The sequence below is a fragment of the Stenotrophomonas sp. YJH_SMC_32 genome (assembly GCF_059369975.1).
The window spans coordinates 391,837-415,655 of the sequence record NZ_JCAFTE010000002.1 but is presented as its reverse complement, the minus strand read 5'-3'; the positions used below and the strand labels follow the sequence as shown (position 1 = coordinate 415,655).

The window sequence follows — 23,819 nt, the reverse complement described above, 5'->3', positions numbered from 1 at the left end:
CGCTGCTTACATCCACGGCTTCTACAATCCAGCCCGGCTACACTCGGCGCTGGGCTACCACTCGCCTAACAACTACGCCCGGCAGCTCCGGGCTGCCGCCTGAAACGGCTTCATGGCGTCCGTTTTCAGGGGGCCAGATCACACACCCCCGCAGCCCCACCCCGTCCGACCTCCGACGGCCTGGCGCGAGTGCCAGCCACGGAAAAACAGAAAAGATCAAAAGCAGAGCGGGCGCTTCCGGCATCTAGGCCAAACGAAAACGCCGGGCAGAGCCCGGCGCTTCGCACCCCGTCTGGTGGAGAGCCCCCCTTTGTTAAGGGGGGCGCGCCCCTGGGAATCGCAGGAGCGATTCCCAACGTTGCTATGCAACGGCCCGAAGGGCGCATGCCATGGATGGCATGCGTAGCGGCGCGGGGGATAGGTGGAATGCGGGGGCAGTTCTGGCGAACCGCCTCGCGGTTCGTCAGAACTGCCCACCGAACGTGAATTGCAGGCGTTCGATCTTGTCATCGTCTTCCTTCTTCAGCGGGAAGGCGTAGCTGATCGAGATCGGGCCGACCGGGGCGCGCCACAGCAGGGCCACACCGGTGGATACGCGCAGCTCGTTGGCCTTGAAGTTGTCCACGCCGGTATACACGTTGCCGAAGTCGACGAAGGCCGACACGCGCGCCGACGGGCTGTCGAACAGGCGCGGGAAGTAGGCTTCCACCGAACCGACGGTCTTCAGCGAGCCACCCAGCGGCTGGCCTTCCGGATAACCAGTAGTGACTTCGCGCGGGCCGAGGGTGTTGTCCTCGAAGCCGCGTACCGAGTTGGTACCACCGGCGTAGAAGTTCTCGAAGAACGGCAGGCCGCTTGCGGTGACGGTGCGGGTGGTGCCATCCGGATTGGTCAGCGTACGGGTGTAGTCCTTGCCGTAGGCATCGCCGTAGCCGATTTCGGCGCGGGTGTTGATCACCAGCGACGGCATGATCGGCCAGTACTTGCTGATCTGGTAGTTCAGCTTGTAGTACTCGATGGTCGAACCCGGCAGCGTGGTTTCCAGGCCCACGCGCTGGTAGGTGCCGCGGGTCGGCATGAAGTAGTCGTTGCGCGAGTCGCGCGCCCAGCCCAGCTCGGTGCGCCAGGCATGGAAGGTGCGCTTACCGACGGCGTTGATGTAGTCGATGATCGACTGCGGGGTGGAGCCCTGGTAGGTGGTGATCTGGTTGCTGTCGATGCCGAACATCAGCGAGACGGTGTCGGTCTCGGTCAGCGGCACGCCGAACACCACCTGCGCGGCACCGTTGGTGCTGTTGTACTGCGCGGTGTTGAAGTCCGAGTAATCCAGTTCGCGCCAGGACAGGTTGTAGCCCAGCGACACGCCGTCATCGGTGAAGTACGGGTTGGTGTAGCTGAAACCGTAGCGCTGCAGGTAGCTGCTGCGCGAGGCTTCGACCGACACGCGGTTGCCGCCACCGAGGAAGTTGTTCTGCGACAGCTGCACCGAGGTGGTCATGCCGTAGGACTGCGAGTAACCCAGGCCGAACACGAAGCTGCCCGAGGTGGTTTCCTTGACGTTGTAGACGACGTCGACCTGGTCGTTGCTGCCGCTGACGGCCGGGGTCTCCACTTCCACCGATTCGAAGTAGCCCAGGCGCTGCAGGCGGATCTTGGAGCGGTCGATCGCGGCCTGCGAGTACCAGCTGTTCTCGAACTGGCGCATTTCGCGACGCATCACTTCATCGGACGTGCGGGTGTTGCCGCGGAACAGGATGCGGCGCACCGACACGCGCGGGCCGGGCACGACCTGCATGTTGATGGCCACGGTCTGCTCGGCGCGGTTGGTGGTCGGGATCGGATTCACCTTGGCGAACGCGTAGCCGATGTTGGACAGCGAATTGGTGATGGTGTCCGAGCTGAATTCCAGCAGGGCACGCGAGAACGTGTCGCCGGACTTCTGGATCACCATGCGCTCGACGTCCTCCTGCGGGAGGATGGTGTCGCCGCTGACCTTGATCTCGGAGATCTTGTACTGCGCGCCCTCGGTCACGCCCGCGGTCAGGAACATGTCGCGCTTGTCGGGGCTGATCGAGACCTGGGTGGAATCGATGCTGAAATCGACGTAGCCGCGATCCAGGTACCAGGAGTTGAGCTTTTCCAGGTCGCCGGACAGCTTTTCCTTGGAGTACTGGTCGTCACGGCGGTACCACGACGCCCAGTTGTGCTCCTTGGACTCCCAGGTCTCCAGGATGTCCTTGCTCTCGAACTTTTCGGTGCCCACCAGGTTGACGTGGCGGATCTTGGCGGCCTTGCCTTCCTTGATGGCGATGGCGATGTCCACGCGGTTGCGGTCCAGCGGGCTCACCGTCGGGGTGATGTCGACGTTGTACTTGCCACGGTCGTTGTACTGGCGACGCAGTTCCTGGGTCACGCGGTCCAGGCTCAGGCGATCGAAGGTGCCGCCCTCGGTCAGGCCGATGTCGGACAGGCCCTTGAGCAGCTGGTCGGACTTGATGTCCTTGTTGCCGGTCACGGTCAGTTTGTTGATCGCCGGGCGTTCCTTGACGGTCACCACCAGGATCGTGCCCTGGCGGTCCAGCTGCACGTCTTCGAAGAAGCCGGTCTTGTACAGGGCGCGGATCGTCTCGCCGACCTTGTTGTCGGTGATCGTCTCGCCGCGTTCCACCGGCAGGTAGGTGAACACCGTGCCCGAGCTGATGCGCTGCAGGCCATCGACGCGGATGTCGCTGACAGTGAAGGGCTCGGCTGCCTGGGCCAGGGCGGGAGCGCCGGTGACGGCGGCGAGGGCGAGGGCCAGCAGGCGGCGATTGGGGAGTCGCGTCATGTCACGTCCGGTAGGAAGGTCGATTTCATTGGTGCGGGATGCCGACGCTGTAGACGGCAACAACGTGGAAAAGTTCATCGCGGGACCAAGCCGAGGATGTCGTTGTAGAACGCCAACCCCATCAGCCCGGCCAGCAACGCCAGGCCGATGTATTGGCCGGCGGCGATGGCACGCTCGCTCAGCGGGCTGCCCTTGACCAACTCGATAAGGTAATACAGCAGGTGGCCGCCGTCCAAGATCGGGATCGGCAGCAGGTTGATGATGCACAGGCTGAGCGACAGCAGGGCAAGGAACTGCAGGAACCAGTCGAGGCCGCGCTTGGCCGAGACATTGGCCACGCGGGCGATGGTGACCGGCCCGGAAACGTTCTGCAGCGAGGCCTTGCCGGTCACGATGCGGCCCATCATGCCCAGCGAGTCGGCGGCCAGGCGTCCGGTCTCGCGCACCGCCACGGTCACCGCATCCAGCGGGCCATAGCGCAGCAGGGTGTCATAGGCGGGGCTGTAGCTGGTGGGGAAGCCGACGCCGATCTGCCAGACCGGATTGCCCTTGCCGTCCTTGCCCTGGCGCGGGGTGACTTCCAGCGCCAGGCGCTCGCCGCCACGCAGGACCTCGATCATTCCGGGCCCGCCGGCACGGCCCAGGGCCTGGATCTCGCCGATCACCTGGTCGACGCTGTCGATGCGCTGGCCATCGATGGCCACGATCAGGTCGCCTGGCTGCAGTTGCCCTGCCACCACGGAGTCCGCAGTCAGCGACTCCACTTGCGCCGGCTGCAGCCACGACTGCCAGTGCAGGCCAGCCAGGATCGGCACCCGCCGCTCATCGAAACCCGCCGGCAGCTGCGACAGCGGCAGGGTGCGCGTGCGTACCTGGTCGGCCGTATCCAGCACTTCCAGCTTCACGTCGCGGCGGTCCATCGCGGCTGCGGTCAGCGCCATGCTGGCCTCGCCGAGGGTGACCACCTGGCGGTCGTCCACGCGCAGCACGCGGTCGCCGCTGGCCAGGCCGGCACTGGCGGCGATGCCGCTGACACGGCCGATGGTGGGCGAGTAATCCTGCTTGCCAATCACGAACATCGCCCACAGCAGCAGGATGCACAGCAGCAGATTGGCGATCGGGCCGGCGGCAACGATCGCGATGCGCTGCCAGACGGTCTTGTGGTTGAAGGCCTGGCCGCGCTCGTGCGGGTGGACTTCGACCTCGCGTTCGTCGAGGAACTTCACGTAACCGCCCAGCGGGATGGCGGCGATGGCGAACTCGGTGCCGTGCCTGTCGCGGCGCGACCACAGCGGCCGGCCGAAGCCGACCGAGAAACGCAGGATCTTGACCCCGCACAGGCGCCCGACCCAGTAATGCCCGAACTCGTGGAAGGTGACCAGCAGCCCGAGGCTGACGATCATCCACCAGACCGATCCGATGAAGTCAGTCATGCAGGCTCACAGTGGTGGGCAGGGGCGGCGGCGTCATGCTGGGCGAGGCGGTCGTTCAGGCGGCGTCGATGGCGTTCAGGGTGAGCTGGCGTGCCCGCTGGTCGGCGGACAACAGGATCTCCAGTGTATCGGCTGGCTGGGTCGGCAGTGTTGAAAGAGCGTTAGCAACCAGCTCCGGGATCGTCAGGAAACCGATCCGGCCCTGAAGAAACGCTGAAACCGCCTCTTCATTGGCGGCGTTCAGCACCGCCGGTGCGGTGCCGCCGGCCTGCATCGCCTGCCAGGCCAGCGCCAGGCAGGGGAAGGCGTCAGTATCCGGGGCCTCGAAATCCAGGCGGCCCTGGGCCAGCAGGTCCAGCCCGGCCACGCCCGATTCGATGCGCTGCGGCCAGCCCAGGCCGACGGCGAGAGTGGTGCGCATGTCCGGCAGGCCCATCTGGGCCAGGGTCGAGCCATCGACGAACTCGACCAGCGAATGGACCAGGCTCTGCGGGTGCACCAGCACCTCGATGCGCTCGCCGGGCACGCCGAACAGGTGGTGGGCCTCGATGACTTCCAGGCCCTTGTTCATCAATGTCGCCGAATCGACCGAGATCTTCGGCCCCATCGACCACTTGGGGTGGGCAACGGCCTGGGCCGGGGTGACCTGGGCCAGTTCGGCGCGGCTGCGGCCACGGAACGGGCCGCCGGAGGCGGTCAGCAGGATCCGGCGCACGCCGGCGCCGTCGACACTGGCATCGCGCGAGCGCAGGCACTGGAAGATCGCGCTGTGCTCGCTGTCGATCGGGATGATTTCGGCACCGGCACGTTCGGCCGTCCGGGTCAGCAGTTCGCCGGCCAGCACCAGCGATTCCTTGTTGGCCAGCAGGATGCGCTTGCCGGCGGCCGCGGCAGCCAGGGTCGAGGACAGGCCGGCCGCGCCGACGATGGCCGCGACCACGGTATCGCAGGCATCGCTGGCGGCCAGCTGGTCCAGCGCGGCCTGGCCGGCATGGGCCTCGGTGGCAAGGCCGGCCTCGCGCAGGCCGTCACGCAGTTCGGCGAACAGCGATGCGTCGGCGATCACCGCGTGCGCGGGTCTGTGCTGGCGGCACAGCGCCAGCAGCGCCTGCACCTGGCGGCCGGCAGCGAGCACCGTGGCCTGGTAGCGGTGCGGGTGGCGGGCGATCACGTCCAGCGTGGAGGCGCCGATCGAGCCGGTAGCGCCGAAGACGGCGACCCGGCGCAGGTCTGCAACAGCATTCATGGTCAGAACCCGAAGATTTCCTTGCCCAGCGCGAACACCGGCACGGCGGCGAGGACGCCGTCGACCCGGTCGAGCACGCCACCGTGGCCCGGGATCAGGTGGCCCGAGTCCTTGGCGCCGGCATGGCGCTTGATCAGGCTCTCGAACAGGTCGCCCAGGACCGAGGCGAACACCGCCACCACCGCGGTGATCAACAGGCCGGGCAGGTGTGCGGCATCGATGCCAGCCAGCCAGCCCAGGCCGAGGGCCACGGCGACACCGGCCAGCAGGCCGCCGAACAGGCCTTCCCAGGTCTTGTTGGGGCTGATCCGCGGCGCCAGCTTGTGCTTGCCGAAATGGCGGCCAGCGAAATAGGCGCCCGAGTCGGCCGCCCACACCAGCGCCAGCGCAGCCAGCAGCCACAGGTGGCCCTGCTGGCCCGGCGGATCGCCGCCGGCATGGATCAGCACCAGCGCGGCCCACGCCGGCACGATGGCCAGGGTACCGGCCAGCATCTTCAGGATCCGCGAGGGTGCCGACGGCTGCGCACCGAAGTTGAAGAAGCGCAACCAGACCAGCGCGGCCAGCCACCAGGCAACGCCGGCCAGCGTGGTTATCTGGAACAGGACCAGGGTGCTGCCATCGGCCCAGACCAGCAGCACCATCAGCAGCAGGTTCAGCACCAGCAGCACGGTGCGCGCCAGGGTGTCTTCGATACCGGCCAGCTTCAGCCATTCCCACAGGCCGATCAGCAGCACGGCGGCGGCGGCGGCGGCCAGCCATTGCGTGGGCAGCAGCAGGATCGCCGCAATGGCTAACGGCGCCATGATCAGCGCGGCAAGGACTCGGGTCTTGGTCATGGGCTGGAAGTCTCGGTGGCCAGTGCGGCAATCTGGGCGCTGGTCAGGCCGAAACGACGCTCGCGACCGGCATAGGCGTCGAGCGCCTGCTGCAGCTGCCCGGCGTCGAAGTCCGGCCACAGGGCCTCGGTGAACCACAGTTCGGTATAGGCGAGCTGCCACAGCAGGAAGTTGCTGATGCGGGTGTCGCCGCCGGTGCGGATGAACAGGTCCGGCGGCGGCAGGTCGGCCAGGGCCACCTGGCTGCCCAGCAGCGCTTCGTCGATCTGCTCGGGCAGCAGGCGACCGGCCGCCACTTCGACGGCCAGGGCGCGCGCGGCGCGGGCGATGTCCTGGCGGCCACCGTAGCTGGCAGCGATCGACAGGGTCAGGGTGGTGTTGTCGGCGGTGCGCTGCTCGGCCAGCTGCATGCGGCTGACCAGCCCGGCGCCGAAGCGCTCGCGTTCGCCGATGAAGCGCACGCGCACGCCACGCCGGTGCAGCTCGTCCACTTCGCGGTCGAGTGCACCGAGGAACAGCTTCATCAGCGCGTCCACTTCCTCCTGCGGCCGGCCCCAGTTCTCGCTGGAGAAGGCGAACAGGGTCAGCGCCGGAATGCCCAGTTCAAGGCAGCGCTCGATGGTGCGGTTGACCGCGCGCGCGCCGGCACGGTGGCCGATCACGCGGGGGCGACGGCGCTGCTGTGCCCAACGCCCGTTGCCATCCATGATGATGGCAATGTGGCGGGGCAGGGAGGCAGGCAACGGAGGCGGGACTGAAGGCATCGACTTCAGACCGACAGCAGTTCTTTTTCCTTGTCGGCAACGACCTTGTCGACGTCCTTGATGTTGGCGTCGGTCAGCTTCTGGATGTCGTCTTCGCCGCGCTTCTTCTCGTCTTCGCTGATTGCCTTGTCCTTGACCAGCTTGGCGATTTCCTTGTTCGCGTCCTGACGGATGTTGCGGATCGCGATCTTGGCGCCTTCCCCTTCCTTCTGCACCTGCTTGACCAGCTCCTTGCGGCGCTCTTCGGTCGGCGGCGGCATGTTGATGCGGATCGCGGTGCCCAGCGTGTTCGGAGTGAACTCGGCGTTGTAGAGACCCTTTTCGATCTCCTTGATCATGCCTTTGTCGAACGGGGTGACCAGCAGCGAGTGGGCGTCGGCGTTGGAGATCGACGCGACCTGGTTCAGCGGGGTGCTGGCGTTGCCATAGGCGCTGACCGTCACGCGGTCCAGCAGGGCCGGGGTGGCACGGCCGGTCCGGATGGAGGTGAGGGTGTGCTTCAGAGCGTCAATGCTCTTGGCCATGCGCGTCTGCGCGTTGTTCTTGATGTCGTTGAGCATCGCCCGGTCCTGGATGTATCTGGAATCGGGCGATTATAGGCGAATACGGGACGCTGCCGGGCCTGAATCGGCCCGGTCGTCGCTTTGCGCTCAGGCTCAGGCCGGGTCGCGGCCCTGGACCAGGGTGCCGATGTTCGCGCCGTTGAGGATCTTCAGCAGTTCGCCCGGCTGGCCCATGTCGAACACGCGCATCGGCAGGTCGCTGTCGCGGGCCAGAGCGAAGGCCGCCGTGTCCATCACTTCCAGGCCGCGGCGGATCACTTCGTCGTAGCTCAGGCTGTCGAAGCGGACCGCATCGCTGTGCTTGTTCGGGTCCTTGTCGTACACGCCATCGACCTTGGTGGCCTTCAGCAGCAGGTCGGCGCCGATCTCGATCGCGCGCAGTGCGGCGCCGGAGTCGGTGGTGAAGAACGGGCTGCCGACGCCGGCAGCGAAGATCACCAGGCGGCCCTTTTCCAGGTGGCGGATGGCGCGGCGGCGGATGTAGTCCTCGCACACGTCGTTGATCTTGATCGCGCTCATCACCCGGGCCTTGGCACCCAGCTTCTCGAGGGCGTCCTGCATGGCCAGGGCGTTGATGACGGTGGCCAGCATGCCCATCTGGTCGCCGGTTACGCGGTCCATGCCGCCGGCGGCCAGACCGGCGCCGCGGAAGATGTTGCCACCTCCGATCACCAGCGCGACCTCGGCACCGGCCTGCTGGGCTTCGATGACCTCACGGGCGAGGCGATTGATGATCTTCGGGTCGATGCCGTAGTCCTCGTCTCCCATCAGCGCCTCCCCGGACAGTTTCAGAAGGATGCGGCGATAGGCGAGCTTGGACATGGGGACCTCGGGTGCGTGGAAATCGCGGGCGATTCTACGCGCATGCGGCGTTGTGCCAAAGTGTTTTGTGCACTGCGGCGCAGAATCCGGTTCGCCCGGTCAGCCGGGGCGTCCCGTTCAGCCCAGTTCGGCGCTGGCCGTGGCCGACAGCTCGTCATGGCCCAGCGCCCCCGGCGAGCGGGCGATCACCCGGTTGCGGCCCAGGTTCTTGGAGCGGTACAGCACGTCGTCGGCCGCGCGCAGCAGGTCCTGGACGTCGGCGAAGCGCTCGTAGCCGCCCTGGGTGGCCACGCCGGCGGAGAAGGTGACGAACAGCGGCCCGCCCTCCAGCTCGGCCATCGGCGTGGCGACGATGTTGGCCAGCACCCGGCGGATCACGTCCAGGGCCACGCTTTCGCTGGTGTTGGGCAGCAGCGCGACGAACTCCTCGCCGCCGAAGCGGGCCACGGTGTCGCTGTTGCGCAGCTGGCCCTGCAGCTTGCCGGCGAACGCGCGCAGCACCTCGTCACCGGTCAGGTGGCCGTGGGCGTCGTTGATCTTCTTGAAGTCGTCCAGGTCGATGAAGGCCACCGACAGTGGCCAGCCCTGGCGGCCGGCACGCAGGAATTCCTGCTCCAGCACCGCTTCCAGCTGGCGGCGGTTGAGCACGCCGGTCAACGCATCACGATGGGCCTGGTCGGCCAGGCGCTTGGCGCGCGCCTCGAATTCGTCGGCACGGCGGCGTGCCTGGTCGGCATCCTGCAGTTCGCGCAGGTTGCGCAGCGTGGCCAGTTCCTGCGCATGATCGATCAGCTCGCGCACCCGCGCCGGAGAATTGAGGCCGGCATCGAACAGGCTGGCGATGTCGGGCAGGGCCTCGCTGATGCGGGCCAGCACCTGGTCGAAGCGCGCGCTATCCAGCTCCAGGCGGTCGTGCACCTGCTGCAGGGCGCGCTCGCGCGCGGCATCTGCGTCGCTATCCAGCCAGATGTCGGCCACTGCGCCGGACAGTTGCACGCAGGCCTGGAATGGCGATTCGGCGGCGTCCTCGTCCTCGCTGTGGCTGATGCTCTCCACCAGGTAGCGTGGCAGGCCCCATTGCTCGGCCACCCAGGCGCCGACGTCGGCGTGGCTGCAGCCCAGCGCCTCGCGCTCGCGGGAAACCAGGTCGATGTTGTCGCGTGCCTCGCGCAGCAGTGGCAGGTAGCGCTCCGACTCGGCCTGGGCCAGGCACAGCACGCCCAGGTCCTGCAGCAGTCCGGCCAGCATCAGCTCCTCCAGCCGGCGCAGGCCGCGCGCCTGGCCCAGCTGGCTGGCGGCCAGGGCACTGAGGATGCTGCGCTTCCACGCGCGCTGGCGCAGGTCATGATCGGCGCCACCGCCGGTCAGGCCCTGGGTGACGGTGAAGCCGAGGGCGAGGCTGATCGTGGCGTTCAGGCCCAGCATGGTCAGCGCCTGGCCGAGGTTCTCGATGCGGCGGCGGCTGGCATACAGCGGCGAATTGGCGATGCGCAGCATGCGAGCGCTCAGCGCCATGTCGATGGCGATGATGTCGGCGGCGGTGGCGATGTCCGCTTCCGGGTCCTGAGCCAGTTCGATGATGCGCAGGGCAATACCGGGTGGCGAAGGCAGGTTGCGGCAGAGCGCCAGGGCAGCTGTCAGCTCGGGAGGCATGTCGGGTCGTTCAATTCCATTGGGGCAAGAATACCTAGGAATGCATCACAGTCCGCGATTTTCGTTCCTGCTAAGTGACTGAGGATTCCCTGCGACTGAGTATCGGCTTGATTCGAGCGCAACGCAAAGGTGCCGGTTGTGCGCACCAACGGTGCGCACCCACCGGTGGGCCATGGGTTAATCCCTAGGTCCATGCATAAAAAAAGAGCCGCGGTTTCCCGCGGCTCCTTCTGGTCGTTTCACAGCCGAAGGGCTGGAATCAGACCTGCATCGCCTTGGCAACTTCGGCGGCGTAGTCTTCCACCACCTTTTCGATGCCTTCACCGACGATCAGCAGCTTGAAGCCTGCCACGTCCGCGCCAGCGGCCTTGACCACCTGCTCGACGGTGGTGTCGCCCAGCACGTAGGTCTGGCCGTACAGGGTCACGTCGCTGACGATCTTGTTGATCTTGCCGCTGATGATCTTTTCCAGGATGTCGGCCGGCTTGGCCTTGTCCTTCTCGGTCATCTTGGCCAGCTCGATTTCCTTTTCCTTTTCGACGAACTCGGCCGGAACGTCCGCAGCCTTGTTGTGCGGCGGCTTCAGCGCGGCCACGTGCATCGCCAGGCCACGGGCCAGCTCGACGTCGCCGCCGATCAGGTCGACCAGCACGCCAACCTTGCCGTTGGTGTGGACGTAGGCACCGATGTTGCCGGTGGTGTCGACCTTGACCATGCGGCGGATCTGGATGTTCTCACCCAGGGTCTGCACGGCGGTGGCGCGGGCTTCTTCAACGGTGCGGCCGTCGGCCAGCGTGGCGGCCTTCACGGCTTCGACGTCGGTGGCGCCCGATGCCAGGGCAGCGGCAGCGACGGCGTTGACGAAGGACTTGAAGTTGTCATCGTTGGCGACGAAGTCGGTTTCCGAGTTGACTTCGACCAGCACGGCCTTGCCGCCGTCCTGGGCCAGGCCCAGACGGCCTTCGGCGGCCACGCGGTCAGCCTTCTTGTCGGCCTTGGCAGCGCCGGACTTGCGCATGGCTTCAGCAGCGGCGTTGATGTCGCCGTTGGCTTCGGTAAGCGCCTTCTTGCATTCCATCATGCCGGCGCCGGTGCGCTCGCGCAGTTCCTTGACCAGGGAAGCAGTGATTTCCACGGGATTACCTCACGAAAGAAAGGGGTTGGGCCGGCATGGTGGCCGGCCCGTGTGACACGGTCCTGTCACGCGCCAGGGGCTGCGTGCAGGGAGGGTGGACGCCGGGCGTCCACCCGGGGCCTGGATCAGGCCTGGGCGTCGTCGCCCTTCTTGGCAGCCTTCTTGGCCGGAGCGCGGCGGGCCGGCTTCTCTTCGCCTTCAGCAGCGGCTTCAGCGAACTCTTCCTCGCGCACCGAAGCGGCGTGCGGGGCAGCGGCCTTGCCTTCCAGCACGGCGTCGGCAGCGGCGCGGGCGTACAGCTGCACAGCGCGGATGGCGTCGTCGTTGCCCGGGATGGCGTAGTCCACCAGTTCCGGGTTGTAGTTGGTGTCGACCACGGCGATGACCGGAATGCCCAGCTTCTTGGCTTCCTTGATCGCGATGTCTTCGTGGCCGATGTCGATCACGAAGATGGCGTCCGGCAGACGGTTCATGTCCTTGATGCCGCCCAGCGAGGCTTCCAGCTTGTCGCGCTCGCGACGCAGGCCCAGCACTTCGTGCTTGACCAGCTTCTCGAAGGTGCCGTCGGTTTCACCGGCTTCCAGTTCCTTCAGGCGGGCAACCGACTGCTTGACGGTACGGAAGTTGGTCAGGGTGCCGCCCAGCCAACGCTGGTTCATGAACGGCATGCCGCAACGCTCGGCTTCTTCCTTGATGGTTTCGCGGGCGCTGCGCTTGGTGCCCAGGAACAGGACGGTGCCGCGCTTCTGGGCAACCGACGAGATGAAGTTCATCGCATCGTTGAACAGCGGGACGGTCTTTTCCAGGTTGATGATGTGGATCTTGCCGCGGGCGCCGAAGATGTACGGAGCCATCTTCGGGTTCCAGTAGCGGGTCTGGTGGCCGAAGTGGACGCCGGCTTCCAGCATCTGACGCATGGTGACCTGGGGCATTGCAATACTCCTGATATGGAACCAGCGATTCCGCCCGCGGGATAGGTATGCGGGACGCGTGGAAGCGCGATCGGTTCCGGGGTTGGGCTTCCCTGTTGCCTCCGTGGCCGAACTCCTTGCGGAGCACCCCGGCACGGATGGGGGCAGCAGGTGTGGATTCACCGGTGACGTCCGGTGTGGACGGGCTCCCGCGCACGCAGGCGGCAGGAATCCGGTCGATTATAGCCCGCTGGGGGCGTCCGCTGCAATTGCAGGGTCAGATGCGGCCAGATCGACCTCGCGGCCGTCCTGCAGACGGGCCCGGAAGTGGCCGCCCACATAGCCATCGGGGCGGGCAGGCAGGGGCCAGCGGCGTTCATGGCCTGCGAGGATATAGCCGGCCAGCCCGGCCACCAGCAGCGACGATTGGCCGTCGGCCGCTATGAATCGCAGATCGTGCAGGCGGCCATGCAGCGTACTGGAATTGCTGAGTCGCAGCATGGTCTGAGGCCCAAGTGCCTCGATGCGGGCCTGCAGCCGGGCATGCAGCGCTGGCGCCGCTGGGCCGCGGAACAACGGCAGCGAGTAGCGAGGCAATCCCGGTAAGGCCGGCGCCAGTACGATCCGATAGGCCTGTTCACCCACCGATGCTGGCGGACTGCCTGGCAGCAGCCAGACGCGCTGGGTGCTGCCAGGGGCCAGGTCCAGCCGCGCAGGGCTGACCCGGATCCGGTCGCTGGGCTGCAGTCGTTCGGCGTCCAGTTGCTGCTCCCAGGCCAGCACCTGCACCTGCCCCTGCCAGCGGCCGGGCCCCGGATTGCGCAGCCACAGTTCCGCGCGGCCGCCTTCGGCGGGTAGCTGCAGGGTGGTCGGCAACAGCTCCAGCGCCGCCGAGGGCTGCGCCAGCAGCAGTCCAAGCAGGATCAGCAGCGCGCGCATCAGTAGATGAGGGTCACGGAAGGCATTGCGCTGTCGTCTGTCGCCGGTGGTGCGAGGTCGTGGACCTGGGGCGGCACCTTGGGGGCGTCACTGCGCTGGTGTGGCGCCGCGCAACGGGGAGCGCCGGCATCGTCGCTGCAGGATTCGACCACGGTCAGCCGGATCTGCAGCGTGCTGCTGCGCGGTTCGGCGCGGGCCGGCGTGCTGGCGACCAGCATCGCCCCGATCAGAAATGCGCGAACCACCTGCCACCCACCGTGCTGAAAGACTCGCTGCGCGGTATCGGCCGGATGCGCCGCAACTGTAGCGCCGAGCCCGCGCTCGGCACGGCCTTCGTCCGGTGGGTGCCGACCGTTGGTCGGCACGCAGGTCAGTAGGTGATTGTCACCGTCACCAGGTCGTTGTAGGTGCCGGCCGGGGGCTGGCCGGTGACCGGCGGTACCCGGCCGTAGATGGTCAGCTGCTGTGCGCTTCCGGTGCCGGTGCTGCTGGCCGTGTCGACCGTCAGGGTGTTGCCCCAGCGCTGGCTTCGTGCCGGATCCCGGTACAGCTCGTAGGGCAGGTAGTAGGTGCTGTTGCCGATGGTGGTGGCCATGCGCCGGGTGGTGGTGGCGGCGGGATTGTTCCGGCCGTTGTTCAGGCCGACCTGGAAGGCGGTGTTCTTCAGGCAGGTCAGGGTGAGGGTGGCGGTCTGGTCGATGTTGGCCGGGATGCCGCCGGTGACGTTGCCGAAATTCATGTTGGTGGTGACGTAGCTGCCGCATTGCGGCAGCACGTTGGCGGTAGCGGTGAAACTGAAGGCCGCGCTCGCGCTGTTGGTACCGGTGGCGCCGCCGTTGCATGTGGCGGGGACGGTGGCGCTACCGGCCAGCACCTCGTTCCAGGCCCAGGTCAGCACCACGCTGGCACCGCTGAAAGTGCTGCTGTACGCGCCGGAGGCCAGGACCTGGTTGGCCGGAATCTGACCGAACAGCTGCACAGTCTGCGCACCACTACCGCCGGTCAGCAGCGGTACGTTGTAGCTCATGGTCAGCTCCTGCGCTGGCGGCGTGCCGCGCGGGACCAGGCCAGTGACCTGGCCGAAGCTGGCGTTGTTGTACAGCTGGAAATTCATCGTGTCGCTGGTAGAGGTGGCCATCGTGCGGAACGTGGAACTGCTGCCGCCGCCACTGCCTGCGCCGATGCCCACGCAGACGCGCACGCCGGTGGTGGCCAGCAGGCTCAGCGCGGCGGTGGTGCAGGTCACCGTGATGTTGAGGTTGGCCGTGCTCGGGCCGGGTGCATTGCTGTTGATGTTGCCGAACGGCAGGGTCGGATCGGCGACCGCCGTGCAGACCGCGGTGGCGCCGGCCGGCGCCGCTGCCAGCAGGCCGGCCCACAGCAGCAGGAAGAGCAGCAGCACCCTCATGGCGCCACCTCCGGAATGCACTGCTGCGGTGCCGGCTTCGGGCGGGCACCGGACGCCACCACCTTGGGCAGGTCCGGTACCTTCACCCGGCACGGGCCATGGCTGGTGGTGACGTACAGCACGCTGCCGGCGGCGACATCTTCCAGGTAGAGCAGGCCGTCGTAGCCGACCGTGGCCTGGCGACCGTCAGGCAGCTGCACCTCGCTGCCCACCTCCAGAGGCTGGCCGTCCATCGCCAGCAGGGTCAGGCTCAGTGACGACCGCGAACGCAGCTGGAAGGTCACGCGGGTGCCGGCGCGCTGGCGCGGCGTGACCCAGTCCTCGATGCGGTCGGCACGCATGTCTTCGGGCAGATCCAGCGTGTCGATCGAGACCCGGTTGCGCTGCCAGGACAGCAACGGACTGACCAGCAGCAGGCCGCGATCGTCGGTGACACCGATCAGGCGGTTCTCCAGCCGCACCGGGACGCCGCCGACGCCATTGGTGCTGATCACCGCGAACGCATCGGATACCTCGCGCGTGGCGAAGGCGTGCCCGCCCATCCATACCAGGCTGCCGCTGGCACTGGCGTAGGCATAGTTGAGCCCGCCCTGGCGCGAGGCGCCGAATGAATAGCGGCCGACATCGTTGAGGATGCCAACTTCGGCCAGGCCGCCGTTACCGTCCTCGCCGTGGCGCAGCTGTGCGCGCCAGCCGACGCCGCCGGCACTGCCATCGCCGGGCACCGGCTGGGTCACGTCCGCCACCCAGCTCCGGCTGTCGCCGTTGCGCTGGCTGGAGAGGCTGGCCTGGCGATTGTTGCCCAGGCTGGCAGTCATCGACAGGTAGATGCTGCGGTCATCGCTGCGGTCCAGGTTCTGGTTCACCGACAGGTAGGCCGACCAGCGTTGGCTCCAGGTGCGCGACCAGAACAGGCTGGCATAGCGGTTGTCGTCGCCGTCGGGGTAGCGCAGGCGCAGATAGCTGGCGCTGAGCGTGCCCAGCCGCAGCAGGTCCAGGCCGACCGTGGCCTGCTCGCTGATGCTTGGTGGCAGGTTGCCCTGCAGCGCGCCCAGGTCGCGGTAGTCGCCGTGGCTGCGCACGCTGCGCAGATTGACGTTGAAGCGACGGTTGTTCCAGCTGTAGCCCAGCGCCCATTGCCCACCCTGCAGGCCGTGGTAGTCACTGTGCGCATAGGCGGCATTGAACACGCCGGCGGCGCCGAGCAGCCACCAGCCGCCAATGCCGCCCTGGGCCAGGCCGCCGCCGCCTTCGGCATGCGCCTCGCCGGTGAACGCGTCGGTGACACCGCCGCGCCAGCTGGCGCTGGCCACCGTGCGATCGTCATAGGCGAAGGAGCGCTCGCCGAAATCCCGGCGCAAGTGGCCGACGCCGACCGACCAGTCCGACAGGCCCTTGGCCAGCAGCTGCTGGGTGCCGTAGAAGCTGAAGTCCAGCGTCTGCATGCGTCCGAATGCGTCGGTCACCACCACCTGCGCGTTGCCGGTGCCGCTGATGCCGGGCTGTGCTGCGAGCTGGAAGGGACCGACCGGCACCTGCCCGCTGTACTGGCGCAGGCCATCGACATACAGCTCGACCGTGGAGGGCACCACGGCCTGGCCGAGGAAGCTCGGCGTGGGCGTTAGCACGCGGTAGGGCTGCAGGCCATAGTTGCGGCCGATCTGCAGGCCACCCAGGCGCACGGGGCGGGTCCAGTCGACGAACCCACTGTAGAAATCGCCGACCTCCAGGGTCGTTGCGCTATCGGGGAAATCCAGGCTCCAGCGTGTGTCCAGGCGCACGCTGGAGCCGCGCCAATGGCGATCGCCGGGTTGCTGGTAGCGGCGGCTGATGGCGGTGTTCTCGAAAGTGCCATTGCCGATACCGAACACGCGCAGCTCCGAGCTCAGGCTGAGGGTGCCGAGCGTGTCCACCCGGCTGCCGTAGACGTCGTAGTTGAGCAGCACGCCGGGCGAGGCGCTGCCGGTGGGGGCGCGCGTCTGCGGGCGGCTGAGCACGGTGGTGGGCAGTGTCAGCTGGTCCAGTGGCACGTCCAGCGCCAAGGTCTGCATGTGGGCGTCGTAGCGCACCACCGCACCGCTGATCTGGTCCAGGTAGACCGGTGCATCGCCGCTGGCGTTGAAGCCGAGCTGGCGCAGCACTTCGGGGCTGGCCTGCAGCCGGCCACGGTTCTCGATGAACGGCAGCAGGCCGCGCGGCGTGCTGTTGAGCGACACATCCAGGTACAGCGTCTGGCTGGCGGTCAGCGGGGTGGGGGGTGGCAGGATCGCATCGGCCGACACGCCGGATACATCAGCCGCCGTGGCCACGCCGGACACATCGGCGGCCTCGGTCGCCGCGGGAACCAGGGCAGCCAGCAACGCGCCCATCATGGCCTCAGCGAGCCGGTGGGGGCGACAGTGGCGTCTGTTCCGACTCGCCATTGAGCTTGGCCGTGATCTGGTCGTTGTCGCGGTCGATCGCCGTGCGTTCGATCGGCCAGCGCATCACCTGGCCGGGCAGTACGTAGCCCAGCAGCCCGGGATGGACGATGCGTGGGCGCGTGGCGCCGCCCAGCGCGAGATCGGCGATCTGAGCGTAACTGTTGCCCGAATTGGCTACTTCGACGCCGTTGCGGCCGTCCGCCAGCTTTACCAGCCGGGCCTGCAGCTGCGGCGCCAGCGTGCCGGCCGAGGGCTGCACGAACACCGGGATCGAATAGCGCAGGACGAACTGCATGCCACCCGCGCGGATGGCCAGGTCGGGCACCTCGTCAACGATCAGGCGGTAATGTTGCTGTGCCGCTGGCGGTTCCTTGTCCGCACGCATGACCCGCACCAGCTGCTGCTGTCCGGCGGCCAGTTCCTGCATCGGCGGGGTGGCCATCAACGCATCGGTGGGCAGCAGCTGTTCCTGGCCGTCCTGCTGCACCCAGCGGAACACGCGTACCTGCAGCTTCACCGGCGAGGTGCCGCTGTTGGTCAGCCACAATTCGCCGGCACGCTGGCGGGCTTCCAGCTGCAGGCTGGTCGGGGCCACCTGCAGGCTGGTGGCGCCGGCGGCCGCGATGGCAAGCAGGTACAGGGCGAGCAGCGCCACGCCGGTGGCGCGCCACGGGCGGGATCCGGCCATGCGGGCGTGCTCCATCAATAGGTGATCGTGGCGGTAACCGTATCCAGGTAGCTACCGGCGGCCGGGTTGTTGGTGCTCAGGTTCAGGATCTGGCCGTAGACGATGTAAGGCACGGCCAGGCCGGTGCCGATGCCGGCCTGGGTGTTGGTGCCGGTTGTGGCGCCCCATACCAGGGTATGTGCGGCATCCTGGTAGAGCTGGTAGCCGACGTAGTTGTTGGCAGTCACCGCCGCATTGGTGTTCTTCATCCGCCGGGTGGTGACGTCATTGGCGGTGCTGGCATTGGCGCCCGCATTCAGCGAGATCGTGTACGGGGTCAGTGCCGAGCACTGGGCGGTCACCGTGCCCTGGCCCAGGGTGGGCGTGGTGGTGGTTGATGCCGCGGTGCCGAAGTCCACGTTGGTCGCGGCCGCCGCCGTGATGGTGCAGGCCTTGGTGACCACCAGGGTGACATTGAAGGTGGTGGTGTCGGCGGCCATTGCCGGGCTGGACAGCAGGAACCCGGCCACGGCCCATGCCAGCGGGGATCGAACTGGGGATCGCATGAACAACCTCCCTGACCCGAAGGTCCGTTGAACAAGGCGAAGACGGCACGTTCGGTGCCGCTTGGACGACGGTGGGTCCAGCTTAGGAGGCGTAAGTGTCTGTAATCCGTGATAATTAGGCAGACGAAAGAGCGGAGGCCATCACGCTTTCACTTTCCTTGCCGGAACCGTGCATGACCCGGATCGGCAGTTGGGTGGCGTTCGTTCAGATTGCGGCCGGATCGGCGATAATGGGTGCCATGAGCGTGAATCTGAAAACCCCGCAGGAAATCGAGATGATGCGCATCGCCGGCCGCCTGGCCAGCGAAGTGCTCGACATCGTCACCCCCCACGTCAAGCCCGGTGTCACCACCGAGGAACTGGACCGCATCTGCCACGACCACATCGTGAACGTGCAGGGCGCGATTCCGGCCAACGTCGGCTACCGCGGCTTCCCGAAGACCGTGTGCACCTCGGTCAACAATGTCATCTGCCACGGCATTCCCAGCGAAGGGAAGGTGCTCAAGGATGGCGACATCATCAATATCGACGTCACCGTCATCAAGGACGGCTGGCACGGCGACACCAGCCGCATGTACTTCGTCGGCACCCCGTCGGTGATGGCCCGCCGCCTGGTGGAAACCACGTACGAAGCCATGTGGCGCGGCATCCGCGCGGTGCGCCCGGGGGCCACCCTGGGCGACATCGGCCATGCCATCCAGAGCTATGCCGAAGGCGAGCGTTTCAGCGTGGTGCGCGAGTACTGCGGCCACGGCATCGGCAAGGTCTACCACGACGAGCCGCAGGTGGTGCATTACGGCCGCCCGGGCCAGGGCCTGGTGCTGCAGCCGGGCATGACCTTCACCATCGAACCGATGATCAACGAGGGCACCCGCTACAACAAGGTGCTGCCGGATGGCTGGACCGTGGTGACCAAGGACCGCAAGCTGTCGGCGCAGTGGGAGCACATGGTCGCGGTCACTGAGACCGGCGTCGACGTGCTGACGCTGTCGCCGGGCGAGTCGCAGGTCTCCTGACGATGCTGCCGGCGAGTTCGCTGCTGGACACGCCGGCCGCGTCGCTCAACGACCCGGACTGGGCTGCTGCCGCGCGCCAGGCGCTGCAGCAGGCCGACGCGCGCCTGTATCGCCGCTTCGACCAGGGCGACAACATCGAGCGCCTGCTGGCGCTGCGGGCGCGCGCGGCCGACCATCTGATCCGCCTGGCCTGGCAGCGTTGCCTGCCGGCCGACAGCGGCCTGTCGCTGTTCGCGGTCGGTGGCTATGGCCGGGGGGAACTGTTTCCGCGTTCGGACATCGACCTGCTGGTGTTCGGCGACCCGCCCGCACAACGGGCGCATGAAGCGGCATTGGCACGCCTGTTCGCGCTGCTGTGGGACTGCGGATTGGCGGTCAGCCATGCGGTGCGTTCTGCATTGCAGTGCCGCGAGGCGGCGGCTGACCAGACCGTGCTGACCGCGCTGATCGAGGCGCGTCCGATCCTGGCTGATGATGCAGCGCGCCGTGCGCTGCGCGAGGCCATCGACGACCGCGAGCTGTGGCCGGCGCGTGCCTTCTTCCTGGCCAAGCTGGAAGAGCTGCGCAACCGCCACCAGCGCTTCGGCGACACTGCCGACAACCTGGAGCCGGATCTCAAGGATGGTCCCGGCGGCCTGCGCGATCTCAACACGCTGGGCTGGATGGCGCTGCGCGCCTTCGGTGTACGCGACCTGGAAGCGCTGGTCGGCCTGGGCCACCTGGGTGCCGACGAAGCGGCTGCGCTGAAGCGCGAGCGTGCGGTGCTGGCGCGGCTGCGCTTCGGCCTGCACCTGGTCGCGCGCCGCCCGGAAGAGCGTCTGCGTTTCGATTACCAGAAGACCCTGGCCGCGCGCCTGGGCTTCGAAGACGATGCCGAGAATCTCGGTGTCGAGAAAATGATGCAGGGCTTCTACCGCGCCGCGCTGGTGGTGCGCCGGATCAGCGACCGCCTGCTGCAGCGCTTCGAGGAACAGTTCGATGGCGAGGCCCAGCCGGAACCGCTGACCGTGGGCTTCTCCCTGCGCCGCGGCTACCTGGCCGCCAACGAGGCCGACTGGCCGCGCGGTGACATCGGCCAGGTGTTCGCCCTGTTTTCCAGCTGGGCCAACAATCCACAGGTGCGAGGCCTGCATTCGCTGACCGCGCGCGCGCTGGCCGAAGCGCTGCCGTTGTTGCCGGCCTACGACCAGGCCGATGCCGATGCACGCGAGCAGTTCCTGTCCCTGCTGCGCGGCCAGCGCCCGGTCGACACGCTTTCGCGCATGGCGCGGCTGGGCGTGCTTGGCCAGTGGATCCCCGCGTTTGCTCAGGTCAGCGGGCGCATGCAGTTCGACCTGTTCCATGTCTATACGGTCGACCAGCACACGCTGATGGTCCTGCGCAACATCGGCCAGTTCGCCAGCAGCCGTGCCGACGAGCGCTTCTCGATCGCGCACGAAGTGTGGCCACGCCTGCGCAAGCCGGAACTGCTGCTGCTGGCTGGCCTGTTCCATGACATCGCCAAGGGCCGCGGCGGCGACCACTCGGAACTGGGTGCGGTGGACGCGCGTGCGTTCTGCCAGGCGCATGCGCTCAGTGGCACCGATACCGAGCTGGTGGCATGGCTGGTCGAACAGCATCTGCGCATGTCGGTGACCGCGCAGAAGCAGGACATCGCCGATCCGGTGGTGATCCATCGCTTCGCCACTCTGGTCGGCAGCCGCGACCGCCTAGACTACCTGTACCTGCTGACCTGTGCCGACATCGCCGGCACCAGCCCGAAGCTGTGGAATGCCTGGAAGGACCGCCTGCTGGCCGACCTGTACTTCGCCACCCGGCGCGCGCTGCGCGAGGGGCTGGAGCATCCGGTACCGGCCGCCGAACGCGTGGCCGAGGCACGTGACAGCGTGCGCGCACTGGTGCGCGAGCAGGGTTACGACGATGCCACCATTGATCGCCAGTTCGCGGTGATGCCGGATGAGGGCTTCATTCGTCTGCGCCCCGAGCAGCTGGCCTGGCAAGCAGCTGCGCTGGTACCGGTGAAGCAGGGCCAGGCGCTGGTGAAGGTGCGCCGGATCAGTGTGGATGACCCGGCGCTGGAAGTATTCGTGCACTCGCCCGACCGCGACGGCCTGTTCGCCGCGATCGTGATGACCCTGGACCGCAAGGGCTATGGCATTCACCGCGCACGCGTGCTGGACGGTCCGGCCGATACCATCTTCGATACCTTCGAAGTGAACCCGGCCGACACGTTTGCCGATGGCAGCAGTGCCAACCTGGAGGCGGCGCTGCGCGAGGCACTCAGTGGTGACCTGGCGCGCCTGCGGCCGTCGCGCCGTGTGGTACCGCGGCAACTGCGGCACTTCCGCTTCGCTCCGCGCATCGAGTTCCGCGATGAACCGGGCGCAACCCGTTTTGCCCTGGTCGCTCCCGACCGTCCCGGCCTGCTGGCCGATGTGGCGTTCGTGCTGCGCAACCAGGGCCTGCGCGTGCATGATGCGCGCATTGCCACGTTCGGCGAGCGCGCCGAAGACACCTTCGTGATCAGTGACGAACACGACCTCCCCCTGACTGAACCTGCCCGGCAGCAGCTGCATGACGCAATGCTGGCCTGCCTGGACCCTGATCGAAACGCCGGAGACCCCGCCTGATGGCCACCAAGCCCGCCAAGAAGACCGCCGCGACCCCCAAGAGCGCAGCGGCCCGGAAACCTGCTGCAGCCGCACCGGCCGCAAAGAAGGCCACTGCGCCGAAGAAGGCCGCTGCGGTGAAGGCCCCGGCGAAGAAAATGGCTGCGGTCAAGCGTGCTGTGAAGAAGCCGGCCCCGGCCAAGAGCGCCGAAGCCGTCCGCGCCGAAACCATCGCCCGCAAGTCGCTGCGCAAGCCGTCGGCACCCGGCGTGGAAGAACTCAAGTTCGGCATCGAAAGCGCCTTCGAGCGCCGCGCCACGTTGACCCTGCATGAGCTGGAAGGCTCGACCAGGCCGCTGGTCAACCGCGTGATCGACGGTCTCGAGAGCGGTGAATTCCGCGTCGCCGAGCCGGACGGCCAGGGCGGCTGGAAGGTCAACGAGTGGCTGAAGAAGGCCGTGCTGCTGTATTTCCGCGTCAACGACATGGCGGTGGTCGATGCACGACCGGCACCGTTCTGGGACAAGGTCGAGTCGCGCTTCGCCGGCTATGACGAAGCGAAGTTCCGCCGTGGCGGCGTGCGCGTTGTGCCCGGTGCGATCGCCCGCCGCGGCACGTACTTCGGCAAGGACGTAGTGCTGATGCCGAGCTTCACCAACATCGGCGCCTACGTCGGCGAAGGCACCATGGTCGATACCTGGGCCACCGTCGGTTCCTGCGCGCAGATCGGCCAGCACTGCCACCTGTCCGGCGGCGCCGGCATCGGCGGCGTGCTGGAGCCGCTGCAGGCCAGCCCGACCATCATCGAGGACCACTGCTTCATCGGTGCGCGTTCGGAAGTGGTGGAGGGCGTGGTGGTGGGCCACCACAGTGTGATCGGCATGGGCGTGTTCCTCAGCCAGAGCACCCGCATCTACAACCGCGCCACCGGCGAGATCAGCTACGGCTACATCCCGCCGTACAGCGTGGTGGTGTCCGGCTCGCTGCCGAGCAAGGACGGCACCCACTCGCTGTACTGCGCGGTGATCGTCAAGCAGGTTGATGCCAAGACCCGCAGCAAGACCAGCGTCAACGACCTGCTGCGCGGCCTGGCCGACTGAAGGTGAGTGCGCCGGAGGACCTGGCGCAGTCCGCGATCTACCGGCATCCGTCCGACAACGCGTTCGGACGGATGCTGCCGCGCCTGCTGCACGCTCCGCGCTGGACCCGGTTGCGCCGGGCACTGTCGCGGCGCTGGCCGATGCCGGTGCTGGTCAGCGACGTGCGCGACGTGGTCTACGCGAGCTGGTGGGTCGATGTGCGCCATGCCCCGCCAGCGCCACCAGGCCATCACTACGTGGTCCATGCCGGACGCACGCCTTACACCGTTCTCAGCTATCGCCATGGCCACTTCGGGCCGGCGCTGGCGGGACCGCTGCGCTGCCTGATGCCGTCGCCAGGGCAGAGCAACTGGCGCTGGTACCTGCGCCGTGACGATGATCCGGGCGGGACCCCGGTCGTGCTGTTCGATCGCAACGTGATGGACCAGCTGGCCTTCGTCGCCGGCGCGCGCGCTTTCAGCGATGCCATGCAGCCACACCTGTCCACGCGCTTCGAGCATGTGGTGCGCGTCGATGGCGATGGGCACACCCTGATCGAAGGCGGGCAGGGCAGTGCGCCTGCGCTGCACCTGCAGTGGCGGGCCGCTGCGGGCTGGGAGGACGGGGCGTGGCGGGGGGCCTTCGGGGGCCATGAGGCCCTGCTGCGCTTCCTGACCTGCCAGGATGAGGCCATTGCGCGCACCTGCGACCGGCGCTGGGCCAGCACCCGCATCGCACTGCAGGTGGATGTCGACAGCCTGCAGCCGCTGCAGCTGGAAGGCGAACTGCAGTGCCCGCGCCTGCAGGCGATGGACGTGGCGCTGCACGAGGGGCTGGCCTTCCGGCTGCCAAGGGTACCGTTCCGGGTCGTGTCCGAGCGCCTGTTGTGAGATTCTGGGCCTCTGTTTTCCAGCATCAC

Annotated in this window: 20 protein-coding genes; 4 read left to right on the top strand and 16 right to left on the bottom strand. The window is 67.4% G+C overall.

Features of this window, described 5'->3' with window-relative positions:
* Window positions 1-463: 463 nt before the first annotated feature.
* The 16 genes from bamA to AC5P7S_RS05895 form a co-directional block, all read right to left on the bottom strand.
* Window positions 464-2,827 carry an outer membrane protein assembly factor BamA gene (bamA, locus tag AC5P7S_RS05970; protein ID WP_053497093.1) on the bottom strand — a complete coding sequence of 788 codons (2,364 nt, stop codon included), beginning with the start codon at window positions 2,825-2,827 and terminating at the stop codon, window positions 464-466.
* Between the two features lie 74 nt (window positions 2,828-2,901).
* On the bottom strand, window positions 2,902-4,260 hold the full coding sequence (gene rseP, locus AC5P7S_RS05965; protein ID WP_061480177.1) for an RIP metalloprotease RseP: 1,359 nt from the start codon (window positions 4,258-4,260) through the stop codon (window positions 2,902-2,904).
* 55 nt (window positions 4,261-4,315) lie between these two features.
* Window positions 4,316-5,506 carry a 1-deoxy-D-xylulose-5-phosphate reductoisomerase gene (locus tag AC5P7S_RS05960; protein ID WP_095378340.1) on the bottom strand — a complete coding sequence of 397 codons (1,191 nt, stop codon included), beginning with the start codon at window positions 5,504-5,506 and terminating at the stop codon, window positions 4,316-4,318.
* Window positions 5,507-5,508: 2 nt separating this feature from the next.
* Window positions 5,509-6,345 carry a phosphatidate cytidylyltransferase gene (locus AC5P7S_RS05955; protein ID WP_061480179.1) on the bottom strand — a complete coding sequence of 279 codons (837 nt, stop codon included), beginning with the start codon at window positions 6,343-6,345 and terminating at the stop codon, window positions 5,509-5,511.
* Complete coding sequence (uppS, locus tag AC5P7S_RS05950) at window positions 6,342-7,109, bottom strand: polyprenyl diphosphate synthase (RefSeq protein WP_032954050.1); 768 nt, start codon at window positions 7,107-7,109, stop codon at window positions 6,342-6,344. Before uppS ends, AC5P7S_RS05955 begins: the two co-directional genes overlap by 4 nt.
* Window positions 7,110-7,114: 5 nt before the next feature.
* The gene (gene frr, locus AC5P7S_RS05945) at window positions 7,115-7,669 is read right to left on the bottom strand and encodes a ribosome recycling factor (protein WP_005415853.1); all 555 of its coding nucleotides are present in this window, start codon (window positions 7,667-7,669) and stop codon (window positions 7,115-7,117) included.
* Between the two features lie 96 nt (window positions 7,670-7,765).
* On the bottom strand, window positions 7,766-8,494 hold the full coding sequence (gene pyrH, locus AC5P7S_RS05940; RefSeq protein ID WP_005415854.1) for a UMP kinase: 729 nt from the start codon (window positions 8,492-8,494) through the stop codon (window positions 7,766-7,768).
* Between the two features lie 117 nt (window positions 8,495-8,611).
* Window positions 8,612-10,147 (bottom strand): sensor domain-containing diguanylate cyclase, encoded by a 1,536-nt coding sequence (locus AC5P7S_RS05935; RefSeq protein WP_095378339.1) that lies wholly within the window; start codon window positions 10,145-10,147, stop codon window positions 8,612-8,614.
* A 259-nt stretch (window positions 10,148-10,406) separates the two neighbouring features.
* Complete coding sequence (gene tsf / locus AC5P7S_RS05930; protein ID WP_005415856.1) at window positions 10,407-11,282, bottom strand: translation elongation factor Ts; 876 nt, start codon at window positions 11,280-11,282, stop codon at window positions 10,407-10,409.
* A gap of 125 nt (window positions 11,283-11,407) precedes the next feature.
* Window positions 11,408-12,214 (bottom strand): 30S ribosomal protein S2, encoded by an 807-nt coding sequence (rpsB, locus tag AC5P7S_RS05925; protein WP_005408748.1) that lies wholly within the window; start codon window positions 12,212-12,214, stop codon window positions 11,408-11,410.
* 219 nt (window positions 12,215-12,433) lie between these two features.
* Window positions 12,434-13,132: a fimbrial biogenesis chaperone gene (locus AC5P7S_RS05920; RefSeq protein ID WP_095378338.1), complete on the bottom strand. Its 699-nt coding sequence runs from the start codon at window positions 13,130-13,132 to the stop codon at window positions 12,434-12,436.
* On the bottom strand, window positions 13,132-13,350 hold the full coding sequence (locus AC5P7S_RS05915) for a hypothetical protein (protein WP_095378337.1): 219 nt from the start codon (window positions 13,348-13,350) through the stop codon (window positions 13,132-13,134). Before AC5P7S_RS05915 ends, AC5P7S_RS05920 begins: the two co-directional genes overlap by 1 nt.
* Window positions 13,351-13,502: 152 nt before the next feature.
* Window positions 13,503-14,540 carry a Csu type fimbrial protein gene (locus tag AC5P7S_RS05910; RefSeq protein ID WP_005415859.1) on the bottom strand — a complete coding sequence of 346 codons (1,038 nt, stop codon included), beginning with the start codon at window positions 14,538-14,540 and terminating at the stop codon, window positions 13,503-13,505.
* Window positions 14,537-16,909, bottom strand: coding sequence for a fimbria/pilus outer membrane usher protein (locus tag AC5P7S_RS05905; RefSeq protein WP_095378336.1), 2,373 nt, complete (start codon window positions 16,907-16,909; stop codon window positions 14,537-14,539). Before AC5P7S_RS05905 ends, AC5P7S_RS05910 begins: the two co-directional genes overlap by 4 nt.
* Before the next feature lie 7 nt (window positions 16,910-16,916).
* Window positions 16,917-17,666, bottom strand: a complete 750-nt coding sequence (locus AC5P7S_RS05900) for a fimbrial biogenesis chaperone (protein WP_095378335.1) — start codon at window positions 17,664-17,666, stop codon at window positions 16,917-16,919.
* Window positions 17,666-18,196, bottom strand: a complete 531-nt coding sequence (locus AC5P7S_RS05895) for a Csu type fimbrial protein (protein WP_032954051.1) — start codon at window positions 18,194-18,196, stop codon at window positions 17,666-17,668. The genes AC5P7S_RS05900 and AC5P7S_RS05895 overlap by 1 nt, the downstream gene beginning before the upstream one ends.
* A 230-nt stretch (window positions 18,197-18,426) precedes the next feature.
* Here AC5P7S_RS05895 and map point away from each other — a divergent pair, with 230 nt between their 5' ends.
* From map to AC5P7S_RS05875, 4 genes are all read left to right on the top strand, one after another.
* Window positions 18,427-19,212 carry a type I methionyl aminopeptidase gene (gene map, locus AC5P7S_RS05890; RefSeq protein ID WP_032955117.1) on the top strand — a complete coding sequence of 262 codons (786 nt, stop codon included), beginning with the start codon at window positions 18,427-18,429 and terminating at the stop codon, window positions 19,210-19,212.
* Between the two features lie 20 nt (window positions 19,213-19,232).
* Entirely contained in the window at window positions 19,233-21,842 is a 2,610-nt protein-coding gene (locus AC5P7S_RS05885) for a [protein-PII] uridylyltransferase (protein WP_491731972.1), read from the top strand.
* A 137-nt stretch (window positions 21,843-21,979) separates the two neighbouring features.
* Window positions 21,980-22,921, top strand: a complete 942-nt coding sequence (gene dapD / locus AC5P7S_RS05880; RefSeq protein WP_375366190.1) for a 2,3,4,5-tetrahydropyridine-2,6-dicarboxylate N-succinyltransferase — start codon at window positions 21,980-21,982, stop codon at window positions 22,919-22,921.
* A gap of 2 nt (window positions 22,922-22,923) precedes the next feature.
* Window positions 22,924-23,790, top strand: coding sequence for a hypothetical protein (locus AC5P7S_RS05875; RefSeq protein WP_095378333.1), 867 nt, complete (start codon window positions 22,924-22,926; stop codon window positions 23,788-23,790).
* The last annotated feature ends 29 nt before the right edge of the window (window positions 23,791-23,819 follow it).

Bases quoted from the DNA above. Each gene is read 5' to 3' on its own strand.
- AC5P7S_RS05900 (WP_095378335.1), bottom strand. From the start codon at position 17,666: ATGGAGCACGCCCGCATGGCCGGATCCCGCCCGTGGCGCGCCACCGGC.
- bamA (WP_053497093.1), bottom strand. From the start codon at position 2,827: ATGACGCGACTCCCCAATCGCCGCCTGCTGGCCCTCGCCCTCGCCGCC.
- AC5P7S_RS05920 (WP_095378338.1), bottom strand. From the start codon at position 13,132: ATGCGCGCGCTGCTGATCCTGCTTGGACTGCTGCTGGCGCAGCCCTCG.
- uppS (WP_032954050.1), bottom strand. From the start codon at position 7,109: ATGCCTTCAGTCCCGCCTCCGTTGCCTGCCTCCCTGCCCCGCCACATT.
- pyrH (WP_005415854.1), bottom strand. From the start codon at position 8,494: ATGTCCAAGCTCGCCTATCGCCGCATCCTTCTGAAACTGTCCGGGGAG.
- AC5P7S_RS05895 (WP_032954051.1), bottom strand. From the start codon at position 18,196: ATGCGATCCCCAGTTCGATCCCCGCTGGCATGGGCCGTGGCCGGGTTC.
- AC5P7S_RS05905 (WP_095378336.1), bottom strand. From the start codon at position 16,909: ATGGGCGCGTTGCTGGCTGCCCTGGTTCCCGCGGCGACCGAGGCCGCC.
- rpsB (WP_005408748.1), bottom strand. From the start codon at position 12,214: ATGCCCCAGGTCACCATGCGTCAGATGCTGGAAGCCGGCGTCCACTTC.
- AC5P7S_RS05960 (WP_095378340.1), bottom strand. From the start codon at position 5,506: ATGAATGCTGTTGCAGACCTGCGCCGGGTCGCCGTCTTCGGCGCTACC.
- AC5P7S_RS05910 (WP_005415859.1), bottom strand. From the start codon at position 14,540: ATGAGGGTGCTGCTGCTCTTCCTGCTGCTGTGGGCCGGCCTGCTGGCA.
- rseP (WP_061480177.1), bottom strand. From the start codon at position 4,260: ATGACTGACTTCATCGGATCGGTCTGGTGGATGATCGTCAGCCTCGGG.
- frr (WP_005415853.1), bottom strand. From the start codon at position 7,669: ATGCTCAACGACATCAAGAACAACGCGCAGACGCGCATGGCCAAGAGC.
- AC5P7S_RS05935 (WP_095378339.1), bottom strand. From the start codon at position 10,147: ATGCCTCCCGAGCTGACAGCTGCCCTGGCGCTCTGCCGCAACCTGCCT.
- AC5P7S_RS05915 (WP_095378337.1), bottom strand. From the start codon at position 13,350: ATGCTGGTCGCCAGCACGCCGGCCCGCGCCGAACCGCGCAGCAGCACG.
- dapD (WP_375366190.1), top strand. From the start codon at position 21,980: ATGGCTGCGGTCAAGCGTGCTGTGAAGAAGCCGGCCCCGGCCAAGAGC.
- map (WP_032955117.1), top strand. From the start codon at position 18,427: ATGGGTGCCATGAGCGTGAATCTGAAAACCCCGCAGGAAATCGAGATG.
- AC5P7S_RS05955 (WP_061480179.1), bottom strand. From the start codon at position 6,345: ATGACCAAGACCCGAGTCCTTGCCGCGCTGATCATGGCGCCGTTAGCC.